This is a genomic window from Jeotgalibaca sp. A127 (assembly GCF_052266745.1).
Classification (GTDB): Bacteria; Bacillota; Bacilli; order Lactobacillales; family Aerococcaceae; genus Jeotgalibaca.
The window spans coordinates 14765-26184 of the sequence record NZ_JBQPRC010000013.1; the positions used below are offsets into that span (position 1 = coordinate 14765).

Here is an 11420-nt window from a genome sequence, read left to right on the forward strand (position 1 = left end):
TGACACGATTTGGGAGGAAAAACATGAGAAATTTTTTATCGGTAGAACAATTCAACAACGATGAGGTTATGCACTTACTTGAACGTGCATGTGCATTCAAATCAGGCCAAGACATGTTCAAAAGTGGTGCGACTGTCGTCAACATGTTTTTCGAAAACAGTACCCGAACCAAACACAGCTTCGAGATGGCACAACATAAAATTGGCATGACGCCATTCAATTTCGATGTGGGCAGTTCTTCTGTCAAAAAAGGTGAAAGTTTGTACGACTCTGTTTTAACCATGCAAGCACTGGGGGTGGATATTGCGGTTATTCGCCATCCTGACAGTAACTACATGGATCAGCTCGTGAACCTCAAAATTCAAGTTGTAAATGCCGGTAGTGGGAATGGACAACACCCCTCGCAGTCATTTTTGGATATCATGACGATTTACGAAGAATTCGGTAGTTTCCAGGGTTTGAAAGTGGCCATTATTGGTGATATCGTCCACTCCCGAGTAGCAATGAGTAACATGACCTTGTTGAATCAGCTCGGAGCCCATGTCATTTTTGCCGGACCGATGGATTATTTTGATCCCACTTTTGAACGCTACGGGACGTTCATGACCATGGATGACGCCATACGGGAAGCCGACGTGGTGATGATGTTGCGCGTGCAACTTGAACGCCACGAAACGGAAGAATTGGAACGCTTTTCCAAAGCATCCTATCACGCTGAATACGGCTTGAATCGTGCACGCTATGAAACGATGAAAGACCATGCCATCATTATGCATCCTGCCCCGGTCAACCGCGATGTCGAACTGGATAGTGAACTTGTCGAATGTGAAAAAAGTCGCATTGTACAACAAATGAGCAATGGTGTGTATATGCGAATCGCGATTTTGGAATGGATATTGGAGGGACGTTACGAATGAAAATGATACTTAAAAATGGGCAACGCATCGTGAAGGACAACCAACTGGAACGGATTGATATTGCCATCGAAAATGGGAAAATTATTGAAATTGGCACGGACTTAACGGGCGATAAAATCATCCACTTGGATGGAAAACTGATTACTCCTGGCTTGGTTGATGTTCATGTTCATTTCCGTGAACCGGGTTTTACCGATAAAGAAACAATCAAAACGGGTGCGCAAGCTGCTGCACGTGGTGGTTATACAACCGTCTGTGCGATGCCGAATACCAACCCCGTTCCCGATACAAAAGAAAAAATCGAAGCCATTCGTGAAATTATTAAACGCGACGCCTGTATTGACGTGCAAACTTACGCCCCCATTACCCGTGGCCTCAAAAGTGATGAAATAGTAAGAATGGATGAAGTGGATGCTTTCGCATATACAAACGATGGCGTCGGTGTACAAGACACGGGTACCATGTTCTTGGCAATGACTCAGGCAGCCAAATATAACCGCCCAATCGTCGCACATACCGAAGAAGATAGTTTGTTATTTGGAGGGGTTATGCATGAAGGTTTCAAGAGCAGGGAACTGGGGCTTCCGGGTATCATGGGCATTGTCGAAAGTGCACAAATCGCCCGCGATATTCAACTGGCTAAAGAAACCGGTGTGCATTACCATGTTTGTCACGTTTCTTCCAAAGATTCCGTTGCCGCCATTCGCGAAGGCAAGCGTCAAGGCGTTCACGTAACGGCAGAAGTTGCCCCGCACCACCTGATTCTCAATGAAGGGCATATTCCAAGTGATGACGCTACTTATAAAATGAACCCTCCGTTGCGGAGTGAAGAGGACCAGCGGGCGCTTCTGGAAGGATTCCTTGATGGGACCATTGATATCATCGCAACGGATCACGCGCCCCATACTGAAGAAGAAAAAGAGGGTGGGTTCTTGCATGCACCGTTTGGCATCGTGGGTATCGAAACAGCTTTTGCCTTGCTTTACACGCATTTTGTTAAACCAGGTATTTTTACTTTGGAATTTTTGATCAATCGTATGAGTACCATTCCATCACGCATGTTTAACTTAAGACAATCCGACCTGCGCGTTGGCAGTGCGGCTGATTTGGCCGTTTTTGATTTGGATACGGCTTACACCATTGCAAAAAAAGATTACCTATCCAAATCTTCCAATACGCCCTTCAACGGCAAAACAGTACATGGCATGTGTGCCTTGACTCTATATGATGGTAAGGTGGTTTGGACAAATGCAAATTGAATGGTTGGAAGTAGTTACTAATAAAGAAGTTGCCCATAACATTTTCGAATTAACGCTAAAAGGGAAAATGGTAAGCAACATGAACCGTAGCGGCCAATTCTTGCACATCAAAATGAAGGACCCAAGTCTCGTGTTGAGACGTCCTATCTCCATCGCATCCATTGACGATGAAACTTGTACCTTACTTTACCGCGTTGTGGGAAAAGGAACACTGGAAATGACCGAGTGGCAACCAGGCGACTTGGTGGATACATTAGGCCCTTTGGGAAATGGGTTCCATCTTGATTTTTTGAAACGAGAGGAAGAAGTTTGCATTATTGGTGGGGGAATCGGGGTGGCGCCTTTGTATGAACTGGGCAAGGAAGTGCACGCACGCGGGAATAAAATCACGTTCATTCTCGGATTTGCAAATGCTGACGATATTTACTACCTCGAAGAATTTAAGCAGCTCGGTGCTGTTATTTTATGTACGGATGATGGCTCGGCAGGGTTAAAAGGCCATGTGGGGGTTGCGTTGGACCAAGTGAATCCAACAGCAGTTTTCGCATGCGGACCTACACCATTATTGCGATTGGTGCAAAGTCACTTCAGTCATCTGGAGCATGTCTATTTATCGCTTGAAGAGCGTATGGCGTGTGGCATTGGTGCTTGTTACGGTTGTGATACGAAAGATAAAAAGAAACGGGTTTGTTCAGATGGCCCGGTATTCCAAAAAGATGAGGTGATGGTATGAGTCGTTTAACAGTAACTTTACCAGGTCTAGAATTAAAAAACCCAATCATGCCTGCTTCAGGATGTTTTGGTTTTGGTGAAGAATATGGAAAGTTTTATGATTTAGGTCAGCTGGGTGCCGTGATTGCAAAAAGCGCGACATTAAATGAGCGGGTAGGGAATCCATTGCCGCGTATTGCCGAAACACCAAGTGGTATTTTGAATGCCATTGGTTTGAAGAATCCTGGTTTGGATGTTATTTTGTCAGAAAAATATAATTATTTGGATCAATTTGATGTACCCGTCATTGCGAACGTAGCTGGTTCAACTGAGGACGAATATATTGAAGTGTGCCGTCGTATCGGGGCAGCATCCAACGTGAAAGCAATTGAATTAAACATTTCTTGTCCAAACGTTAAAGAGGGCGGGGTGGCATTCGGAACCGATCCAGAAGTTGCTGCACGCTTGACCCGTGCATGTAAGGCCGTAACAGATTTACCGATTTACGTAAAATTAAGCCCGAATGTGACGGATATTGTGGTTATCGCGAAAGCAGTTGAAGCAGCGGGCGCCGATGCCATCTCCATGATCAATACCATTACGGGAATGGCTATTGATATCAAAACGGGAAAACCCATTCTAGGGAATGTGACCGGGGGATTATCTGGTCCCGGAATCAAGCCCATTGCACTGCGGATGATTTATCAAGTATCACGCGCGGTAGATATTCCAATTATCGGCATGGGTGGAGTTTCCAGCGTGGATGACGCTTTGGAGATGATAATGGCCGGCGCAACAGCCGTTGCGATTGGAACAGCGAATTTCTCCGATCCAATGATTTGCCCTAAAATTATCGAAGGTCTGGAACCACGTATGGATGAATTGGGCATCGAATCGATTCAGGCATTGGTTAATAAAGTACGGGAAAGCAGATAATAACAGTAAAAGCCAGGCGGCCGCCTGGCTTTTTTACAATAATTCTTTTACGAAAAACTCGGTTACTTTTTCCATCGTTTTGGTACGCACAAGATGCGCTTCTTCTTCGTCAAGGAAAGTGATGTTTGGTGTATCTTTCTGTTCCATCATGAATTCCGCAACGTGATCATAGGGAACGACTTTATCCTCGGTACCATGCCAAATAAGTAGGGGGCGACCGGCTAAGGTTTCGGGGTTTAGCGAAAGGTCATAGGCTGGAAGCCAGTTCACTAATTGGTCATAGTCCGCTGGCAAGTAACGACCGTACTCCGCTGCAAAATGTTTGATACGCTCTTTGTAGGCAACGGGTTTGGGAGAACCCATCACGCACGCGGCGGCCTTGATTTCGGGGTGATGGGTGAGTAGGGCACAGGTCGTCATACCTCCCATAGATGTACCACCAACCCCGATAACATCGCCAACCACACCAATTTTACGGAAGTGGTCAAGGATAAAACCGAACTCAAATAAATTTGATTGAATACTTTGCCAAAAAGTCAGGGATGGGATTTTGGATATGGGTTGCTTGCGATCCCCATGATTCATGGCATCGGGCAAGAGCACCCGAAACCCTTCGCGCGCCAGATAACGGGCTTGGGTTAGATTCAATTCTTTGGACGATTGCCAGCCATGATAATAAATGATCAACGGCAATTCTTTGTTGCGATTTGCATGTTCAACGACCTCCAGAATGGGAAGCGTTCCTAATACTCTTTTGCGAACAGTCATTTTCACTGCTTTCACCTCATGAATATAATAGCAAATGAAGCAGGCAGTGACTATTAAGTTGTTTGGGAATGCAACGGATGATTAATCGTCGTCATCATCATGATCATCGTCGTACTCATCATCAAAATCGTCATCGTCGAAATCATCGTCATCAGAATCATCGAAGTCGTCATCGTCAAAGTGTGAAGCATTGTAATGGTTAGATTCAGCATGGGAATCACTGACGTCGTCGCCTTCATTGCTGTCATCATTAAGGTGCGATTCACTAGAATGGTTTGATTCGTCATTCGAATCATCGTGTTCATTCACAACGTCCGTTTGTTTCACTTCTTCAACTGGAGGAGAAGTTACCGGAGCCTTCCAGCCTTGATTACTTACTACGTCGCGTACATCTTGAACGATATCACTCAAGAAATCGGTACTTGGTAGAATAGAGCCGCGTTCAAGTTCAATGGTAACCTTACGCGCTTTACCTTCAACTTCTTCTATGAAGTAACCCGCTTCACCAATGGTTGAGACAAGTTGCATGACCACATCACGTACTTCCAGACCTTCAAAGGCCGCTAATTGTTCCACGATTGTTGTACCATCATCATTTTTACCGGAAAGCGCGGTTACTTTGCCTTTTTCATCATAGTAAACCGCGACCTCTGGGTTAACACGTACGTAAAGGACGCCTGTCTTTTCAACCTGGGACTCAGAAACAGTAGCTACAGACTCACTTTCTGTAGTTGGGGATTCATTGGCGCATGCCGCCAAACCTCCTGCCACAAAAATAATGAGTAAAACCGCCGCAACTTTGTTAAGCCATTTATTAATCATCTTCTTCACTTCTCCTTTTCTATATAGGGTCTATATAGAGAGATTACGGATTAGTAATGGCAAAAGTGGGGTCGAGTTAAATTTTTTTTAATCGTCGTCCAAATCATCATCACTATCATCGTCCTCGGTATCATTATCGTCGTCCAAATCATCATCGCTTTCCGATTCCGGGGCAACGTATTCAGGTTCTTCAAAAACATTTCCACCATCGTTTAAGTCATCATCCAAATCGTCGCTTATATCATCCGCTTCATCCGATTCAACCGGCTGGGAAGGGATGGAAATATCGAATTCCATCGTTGATTCTGTTGTTGGAAGTATTGGTTCTTCTGGTTCCTGTTCTCGATTTTCTACGGTAATCTTGAAACGATGCTGGAAGTTTTGATCCAATTCAGCCATCAATCGATTTTCCGTTGCGTGTATCCATTTATCATCATCCCCAACCACAGTTAAATGAATTTCGTCGCCATTCGAAAGGAAGCCAAGTTCAAGCGCGCGTTCGGTCAATGCATTAGAAACTTCATCCACGTCGCGGCCGAACGTTTGAATATCCTTGACCAACACATCACCATCCGGATTCAAACCATCCAATCCAATCACGTTATCAAAACGGTTTACAGTCATTTCCACATCTGGGTTGATTTGCATCCTGACTGTTCCAATCGAATGGAAGAATAGCGGCCAAGAACCCACAAATAATAGGAAAACGCTCGCCACAGCGAACAGGATATGTTTCACTTGTCGGTTCATGGGAAGGGGTGTCACTTTCGTATCTCCTGCTTCAACAACGAAGTCAACTTTTTGCCCTACCTCGTAACCTAAGTTCGCGACTTTCAAAAAACGCCCCTCATTATCTAAAACGATTGCATAGCTACGCTGTATTTCCATTACGAGATAGCTCATTCCGGTTGCCCTCCTTTCGGAACAATTTGTTTCAAATGGCCCCTGATAATTTCAAAGCCATTCGTATAGGCTAATAGTATGGCAATCATATATCTCCTGTGCCTTTCTAGGGTTTTCTTGCTGACATCCGCACCGTGCGATAATTGTCGGATAGGTAGTTTTTTCGTCTCAATCAATGCCTCAAAAATCATAGGGTTTGCTTTCGCATATTCAAGAGCTTGATGACAAGCTTTCAAGGTACGCTTTTGCTTAGGGCAGTTGTCCGCGATGTCAGTTAAGTTCAAATCGTAAGCGTTCAATTCTTCCGCAAAATGGTCTATTTCGTTTTTCGCGACATTTCGTTGTGCGTACTCTGCCACATTGTTCTCGCTAAGGCCCGCTTTTTCCATCATGGTCCGGTCGTCATCATCATTGTTAGAATCATCCAACGGAATCAAGTTCATATGCCTTTTTTCGCGACGGCTGAAATCAATCAACCGATTGCGGATCGCGCGCGCCGCAAAGGGTAAAAACGCCCCTTTTCCTTTTTGATAAGCCACCGTCGCTTCATGAAAAGCAAACATTGCAATCGACAACTCGTCATCATAGCCTTCCCGAGCTGGGCGTTTGATGAATTTGGCTGTTTCCGATTTTATAAAAGGTAAATACTGGCTTAACAGTTCATCTGCGGCCGTATTGTCTTCTTTCGCTGCATAAACCTTCGCAACAATCTCATGTTCTTCACTCATCCTTAAAAGTCACCACCTCTACTCCCTATATAAATAGATTACGAAAATGGCTGTTCATTTTCGGGGTCGGGAGTCCTAATTTTATTTCTTCTATCATAACTTCTCAGCTAATTAGAAGCAAATTGAGTCGAATATAAGGAAAGTAGGAATTATAATCACTCATTTTCATTTATAATTCCGAGTATTTCTAAAAGTCGGAATTAAATAGGGGAAAAACAACTTTTACTTCCGATTTCGCATCATTTCTCTTTTCATTTAGTCACATGCTAAACTAGAGAGAGAATAATCAAAGTGGGGAGTTGGTGCCATGGAAATTAGGGAAGCTGCCAATCGCGATATCCCGGCAATTGTAGAAATGGCCAAAGTTTTGTTTGACGAATCAGACGGCGATATGCTTCAACAGGAATTCCAGCAATTCCTGCGCAATGAAAATGATGCTCTTTTCGTTGCTACCGTCAGTGGTATTTATGCGGGTTTCTTGCATATGTCGCTCCGGCATGAATACGTTGAAGGTGCGGTTCGTTATCCGGTTGGTTATATGGAGGGGATTTTTGTGGAACCAGAATTTCGCCACCAACATATTGCCCAAGCGCTAGCTGAGGTAGGGCAGACCTGGGCTTTGAAAAAAGGTTGTTACGAAATGGCTTCAGATGCCGAACTCACAAATACCGCGAGCCAAGCATTCCACCAAAAAATAGGTTTTCAGGAAGCCAATCGCACCGTCAACTATATTAAAACAATCAGAAACGGGGAATAAATCATGATTGAAACATTCATTCAAAATCTCTCTGAAGAGAGAAAAGGCCCCTTTAAGAAAATTCGCCAAACGATTCTAGAAAACTTACCTGAAGGATTCGAAGAAATTGAAGCGAATGGCATGCTCTCGTATGTCGTTCCTCATTCTATTTATCCAAAAGGCTACCATACTAATCCTGACCAGCCGTTACCTTTTATAAGTCTAGCTTCGCAAAAGAAACATATTGCGGTATATCACATGGGGCTTTACGGGTCGCCTGAACTGCTGAAATGGTTCGAGGAAGAATATAAAAAACAAGTTTCCACTAAATTGGATATGGGGAAATCATGTATCCGCTTGTCGAAAATGGAAGCTATTCCTTATGAACTTTTAGGAGAACTTTGTCAAAAGATGACACCACAAGAATTCGTTGCTCAGTATGAATCATTCATTAAGAAATAAGGAGCAAAACCATGCGCACTGAAAAAGAAATGTATGATCTTATCTTGGATTGTGCCAAGAGTGACGAACGCATCCGCCTCGTCACCTTGGAAGGATCGCGTACCAACCCGACCATTCCAGATGACGAATTTAAGGATTACGACATCTCTTATTTCGTAACGGATATGGATTCGTTCCAATCCGATGACATGTGGCTAGATTATTTTGGTCCCAGACTGATGCTTCAAAAACCAGAAGCCATGACGCTTTATCCACCCACCTTAGGCAACTGGTTTTCCTACCTCATACTTTTCGAAGATGGTAATAAGTTAGACCTGACATTGATTCCGATTGAAGAAAAAGACACCTACTTCACCAATAGCGATGGTTTAGTCGCTATTCTTTTAGACAAAGACGAAAACAATCCCGAAATCACACCAACCGACGAACAATACTGGATTCAGCCACCAACCTCAAAAACTTACGATGATTGCATTAATGAATTTTGGTGGGTCAGTACTTATGTTGCTAAAGGACTTGTCCGGGACGAAATCCTGTTTGCCATCGACCATCTGAACAGCATCATAAGGCCAGCTCTCCTGCAAATGATGGCTTGGGAAATCGGAAGTCGTCAGGGGTATACCTTTAGCCTTGGTAAAAATTATAAATTCATCGATAAACATTTACCCGCTGAACAATGGCAACAAATGCTTTCGACATATCAAACGCGCACCATCACTGAAACCTGGCAATCCTTATTCACGGTGCAAGAGCTGTTCCGAACCTACAGCCATAAAGTTGCAACGCAAAATAACTTTGTCTATCCCGATTATGATGAAAAAATCACCCCGTATATTCAATCGTTATTTATCAAATCTGATGTACAATAGAAATAACGATTGAGAAAGGGGCAAGATTAAATGACAGTAACAACTTTTGGCGAAGTGATGATGCGCCTAAAACCACCAACAAATGAAAGGATTTTACAAGCCCATTCCTACGAGGCAACTTACGGAGGGGCAGAAGCGAACGTCGCAACTTCCCTTGCACTCCTGGGTGACACTGTTTCATTTATAACCAAACTACCGAATAACTTACTTGGCGAAGCAGCCCTGTCAACACTGAGAAGATACGGCGTCGGCACACATAATATTATTCTCGGTGGCAACCGACTTGGTTTATATTTTTTTGAAAAAGGGGCAAGCGTTCGCGCTACAAATGTCGTTTACGACCGGGCAAACAGTGCGTTTGCTACAGCGACAGCTGACGAATTTGACTGGCCCACCTTACTGAAAGGCACCAAAGTTTTCTATTTCTCCGGCGTAACCGCAGCTGTTTCCAAAGAACTGGCTGAAGCGATTCTTTCTGCCTGTCATTATTGTCAGGAAAATGATATCCAAGTCGTATGTGATCTCAATTACCGCGGTAAAATGTGGACGCCGGAAGCATCCCAAGCTTTCATGAATGAAGCCATGCAATATGTGACCATTTGCCTGGCACATGATGAAGATTTCGAATCTTCCCTGGGAATCAAGGCTTTCGATGGCGACATGACACACGGCATTGCCCAAAAAGACCAATACGAAGCGGCAATGAAAGAAATTACTACCCGTTTCCCCAATTGTCACACTGTCGCAAGTGTCTTGCGGAATATTCATTCTGTCGAAGACAGTGAATGGATGGCCATGCTCTATCGAAACGGTACTTTCTATGAAACGAAAACGTATCAGATGCATATTATGGAAGGAGTTGCCTCGGGCGATGCTTTTGGTGCCGGCTTCGTTCACAGCTTGCTTCACAACTTCGATCCCCAAGAAACAGTGCAATATGCCCTGGCAGCTTGCGTGTTAAAACTGACGATTACGGGCGATTTAAACTTGGTTTCCGATGCTGAAATACGTGCCATAATGGGCGACGGTGACGCGAACGTCAAACGGTAATTTAAAGAATGGGAACTGGAAGAAATGAGGAAATATAATGAACAAAGATACACTATTCGAAACATTAAAAACCCGTTTTGAAGAAAACATGCATCGTCATGAAAATACGAAATGGGTGGATGTAAAAAAACATCTCGAAGCGAGCCCAGATGCAATTAAGTCCTTGATTGCGATGGAAGAGACCGGGGGCGAACCAGATATAGTCGGAGATGACTTCACCTTCGTTGATTGTGTCAAAGAAACACCGGCTGGCCGTCGCAACACGTGTTACGACCGTGCTGCCTGGGAAAAGCGTAAGAAGAATAAACCCGAAACGGATGCCATGACGATGGCGGAAGAAATGGGAATCGAAATGCTGACTGAAGAGGAGTATCGCAAACTTCAAACTTATGAAGAATTTGATGTAAAAACATCCACATGGGTTAAAACGCCAGAACACATTCGCAACAAAGGCGGGGCCATTTTCTGCGACCGCCGTTATGACACGGTCTTTACCTACCATAACGGGGCGGATTCCTACTACTCATCGCGCGGATTCCGCGGAAAAATAACCATTTAATAGGGGTGGGAAAAATGGTGTTTGATTTTAAAAAAGAATACAAAGATTTATATCAGGCGAAAAAGAAACCGACCATCGTGGATGTACCCGAAATACCGTACCTTGCTGTACGGGGCCAGGGTGATCCGAATGATGAAAAGGGCGAATACTCGCAAGCCGTTTCTGTTCTTTATGCGATTGCCTACACGATTCGCATGAGTCATAAGAGTGGAACAAACCTCCCGGGCTATTTCGAGTACGTGGTACCGCCCCTGGAGGGAATGTGGTGGTTGGCGGACGGATCCCCAGGGATGGATTACGGGAATAAAGGCGGACTTGCCTGGCTTTCCTTGATTCGCTTACCGGATTTCGTGACGCCCGAAATAGTTGAGTGGGCGAAAACGGAAGCGATCCAGAAAAAGAATGTCGATACATCCAAAGCAGAATTTTTGAAGATAACGGAAGGCTTGACCGTTCAAGTTCTTCATCAGGGGCCGTATGATGAAGAACCGGAAACGGTTGAGGCGATGCATGCATTCCTGGAAACGACCGAATACCAAATCGATTTGGGGCCAACCCGTCACCATCATGAAATTTATCTGAGTGACCCACGTAAAGCAGCACCCGAAAAAATGCGGACCATTATTCGGCATCCAATTAAAAAACGCTAAATTCTTATTCCAGAAACTACTCCAAATCGGGGTAGTTTTTTTATGTTGCT

Annotated in this window: 14 protein-coding genes; 10 read left to right on the plus strand and 4 right to left on the minus strand. The window is 44.2% G+C overall.

The genetic code is table 11. From position 1 onward, the window contains the following. The first annotated feature begins 23 nt into the window (after positions 1-23). The 4 genes from ACTVAI_RS10470 to ACTVAI_RS10485 are packed head-to-tail and all read left to right on the plus strand — an operon-like array spanning position 24 to position 3823. Positions 24-917, plus strand: coding sequence for an aspartate carbamoyltransferase catalytic subunit (locus tag ACTVAI_RS10470; RefSeq protein WP_443474400.1), 894 nt, complete (start codon positions 24-26; stop codon positions 915-917). Then, positions 914-2176 carry a dihydroorotase gene (locus ACTVAI_RS10475; protein ID WP_443474399.1) on the plus strand — a complete coding sequence of 421 codons (1263 nt, stop codon included), beginning with the start codon at positions 914-916 and terminating at the stop codon, positions 2174-2176. Before ACTVAI_RS10470 ends, ACTVAI_RS10475 begins: the two co-directional genes overlap by 4 nt. Continuing rightward, complete coding sequence (locus tag ACTVAI_RS10480) at positions 2166-2909, plus strand: dihydroorotate dehydrogenase electron transfer subunit (RefSeq protein ID WP_443486626.1); 744 nt, start codon at positions 2166-2168, stop codon at positions 2907-2909. Before ACTVAI_RS10475 ends, ACTVAI_RS10480 begins: the two co-directional genes overlap by 11 nt. Further along, positions 2906-3823 carry a dihydroorotate dehydrogenase gene (locus tag ACTVAI_RS10485; RefSeq protein WP_443474397.1) on the plus strand — a complete coding sequence of 306 codons (918 nt, stop codon included), beginning with the start codon at positions 2906-2908 and terminating at the stop codon, positions 3821-3823. The genes ACTVAI_RS10480 and ACTVAI_RS10485 overlap by 4 nt, the downstream gene beginning before the upstream one ends. Before the next feature lie 33 nt (positions 3824-3856). Here ACTVAI_RS10485 and ACTVAI_RS10490 read toward each other — a convergent pair whose 3' ends face one another. From ACTVAI_RS10490 to ACTVAI_RS10505, 4 genes are all read right to left on the minus strand, one after another. Continuing rightward, positions 3857-4597: an alpha/beta fold hydrolase gene (locus ACTVAI_RS10490; RefSeq protein ID WP_443474396.1), complete on the minus strand. Its 741-nt coding sequence runs from the start codon at positions 4595-4597 to the stop codon at positions 3857-3859. A gap of 75 nt (positions 4598-4672) precedes the next feature. Continuing rightward, positions 4673-5413 (minus strand): anti-sigma-I factor RsgI family protein, encoded by a 741-nt coding sequence (locus tag ACTVAI_RS10495; protein ID WP_443486627.1) that lies wholly within the window; start codon positions 5411-5413, stop codon positions 4673-4675. 87 nt (positions 5414-5500) lie between these two features. Further along, on the minus strand, positions 5501-6316 hold the full coding sequence (locus ACTVAI_RS10500) for an anti-sigma factor domain-containing protein (RefSeq protein WP_443486628.1): 816 nt from the start codon (positions 6314-6316) through the stop codon (positions 5501-5503). After that, entirely contained in the window at positions 6313-7044 is a 732-nt protein-coding gene (locus ACTVAI_RS10505; RefSeq protein ID WP_443474393.1) for a sigma factor, read from the minus strand. Before ACTVAI_RS10505 ends, ACTVAI_RS10500 begins: the two co-directional genes overlap by 4 nt. A gap of 307 nt (positions 7045-7351) precedes the next feature. On the opposite strand from ACTVAI_RS10505, the gene aac(6') reads away from it, so the two are divergent. From aac(6') to ACTVAI_RS10535, 6 genes are read left to right on the plus strand one after another with little or no spacing between them, the layout of a single operon-like run. Next, a complete protein-coding gene (aac(6'), locus tag ACTVAI_RS10510; protein ID WP_443474392.1) occupies positions 7352-7801 on the plus strand; it encodes an aminoglycoside 6'-N-acetyltransferase in 450 nt (149 codons plus the stop codon). Between the two features lie 3 nt (positions 7802-7804). Next, positions 7805-8242 carry a DUF1801 domain-containing protein gene (locus ACTVAI_RS10515; protein ID WP_443474391.1) on the plus strand — a complete coding sequence of 146 codons (438 nt, stop codon included), beginning with the start codon at positions 7805-7807 and terminating at the stop codon, positions 8240-8242. Positions 8243-8253: 11 nt separating this feature from the next. Then, positions 8254-9111: an aminoglycoside 6-adenylyltransferase gene (gene ant(6), locus ACTVAI_RS10520; RefSeq protein WP_443474390.1), complete on the plus strand. Its 858-nt coding sequence runs from the start codon at positions 8254-8256 to the stop codon at positions 9109-9111. Between the two features lie 30 nt (positions 9112-9141). Beyond that, complete coding sequence (locus tag ACTVAI_RS10525; protein WP_443474389.1) at positions 9142-10161, plus strand: PfkB family carbohydrate kinase; 1020 nt, start codon at positions 9142-9144, stop codon at positions 10159-10161. A 37-nt stretch (positions 10162-10198) separates the two neighbouring features. Further along, complete coding sequence (locus ACTVAI_RS10530) at positions 10199-10720, plus strand: DUF4256 domain-containing protein (protein ID WP_443474388.1); 522 nt, start codon at positions 10199-10201, stop codon at positions 10718-10720. Between the two features lie 14 nt (positions 10721-10734). After that, a complete protein-coding gene (locus ACTVAI_RS10535; protein ID WP_443474387.1) occupies positions 10735-11370 on the plus strand; it encodes a GyrI-like domain-containing protein in 636 nt (211 codons plus the stop codon). The last annotated feature ends 50 nt before the right edge of the window (positions 11371-11420 follow it).

Bases quoted from the DNA above. Each gene is read 5' to 3' on its own strand.
- ACTVAI_RS10530 (WP_443474388.1), top strand. From the start codon at position 10,199: ATGAACAAAGATACACTATTCGAAACATTAAAAACCCGTTTTGAAGAA.
- ACTVAI_RS10535 (WP_443474387.1), top strand. From the start codon at position 10,735: ATGGTGTTTGATTTTAAAAAAGAATACAAAGATTTATATCAGGCGAAA.
- ACTVAI_RS10475 (WP_443474399.1), top strand. From the start codon at position 914: ATGAAAATGATACTTAAAAATGGGCAACGCATCGTGAAGGACAACCAA.
- ACTVAI_RS10485 (WP_443474397.1), top strand. From the start codon at position 2,906: ATGAGTCGTTTAACAGTAACTTTACCAGGTCTAGAATTAAAAAACCCA.
- ACTVAI_RS10505 (WP_443474393.1), bottom strand. From the start codon at position 7,044: ATGAGTGAAGAACATGAGATTGTTGCGAAGGTTTATGCAGCGAAAGAA.
- ACTVAI_RS10495 (WP_443486627.1), bottom strand. From the start codon at position 5,413: ATGATTAATAAATGGCTTAACAAAGTTGCGGCGGTTTTACTCATTATT.
- ACTVAI_RS10500 (WP_443486628.1), bottom strand. From the start codon at position 6,316: ATGAGCTATCTCGTAATGGAAATACAGCGTAGCTATGCAATCGTTTTA.
- ACTVAI_RS10470 (WP_443474400.1), top strand. From the start codon at position 24: ATGAGAAATTTTTTATCGGTAGAACAATTCAACAACGATGAGGTTATG.
- ACTVAI_RS10525 (WP_443474389.1), top strand. From the start codon at position 9,142: ATGACAGTAACAACTTTTGGCGAAGTGATGATGCGCCTAAAACCACCA.
- ACTVAI_RS10480 (WP_443486626.1), top strand. From the start codon at position 2,166: ATGCAAATTGAATGGTTGGAAGTAGTTACTAATAAAGAAGTTGCCCAT.
- ACTVAI_RS10515 (WP_443474391.1), top strand. From the start codon at position 7,805: ATGATTGAAACATTCATTCAAAATCTCTCTGAAGAGAGAAAAGGCCCC.